We start from the raw sequence: 523 nt of genomic DNA, 5'->3' as shown, positions 1-523 counted from the left end.
ACTACGCAGGAGAGACCCGATGAGCCGGCTCGACTCCGAGACGAAGCGGAAGCTGCGGGAGATGGGCGTTCCCGCCCTGGTCGACGCGTTCGACATCCAGGACGACGCCCTCACGATGGGGCTGGTGTTCGAGGAGCGGATCAAGCTCGCCGTCGACGACGCCCACGCCGCGTTCACCCACTCCAAGGTCGAGGGACTGATCCGCCGGGCCGGGCTCCGCTACCCGAACGCGGACCTGCGCCGCGTCGACATGCTCGAGCAGCGCGGCCTGGACAGGGGTGTGATCGCGCAGCTCGGGACCCGCCAGTTCATCACTCGGCACATGAACGTCGTGTTCCAAGGGTTCACCGGATCCGGGAAGTCCTACCTCGGGTCCGCACTGGCCAAGCAAGCGTGTCAGCACCGCTACCGGGCGCACTACATCCGCATGCCCGACCTCGAAGAGACCTGGGCCACCGCGAAGGACCGCCCAGCAGGCAGGGAGAAATGGCTGCGCAAGTACGCCGCGTTCACGCTGCTCGTG

General features: G+C 67.3%; 1 protein-coding gene. It reads left to right on the top strand.

Going from position 1 to position 523, the window contains the following annotated elements; all coding sequences use genetic code 11:
* Positions 1 to 19 precede the first annotated feature (19 nt).
* On the top strand, positions 20 to 523 hold a 504-nt coding region (locus tag IF188_RS20020), incomplete at its 3' end, for an ATP-binding protein (protein ID WP_191173572.1).

This window comes from Microbacterium helvum (assembly GCF_014779795.1).
GTDB classification, from domain to species: Bacteria; Actinomycetota; Actinomycetes; order Actinomycetales; family Microbacteriaceae; genus Microbacterium; species Microbacterium helvum.
The sequence above is the reverse complement of the archived record's forward strand: the minus strand, read 5'-3'. Positions and strand labels throughout refer to the sequence as shown.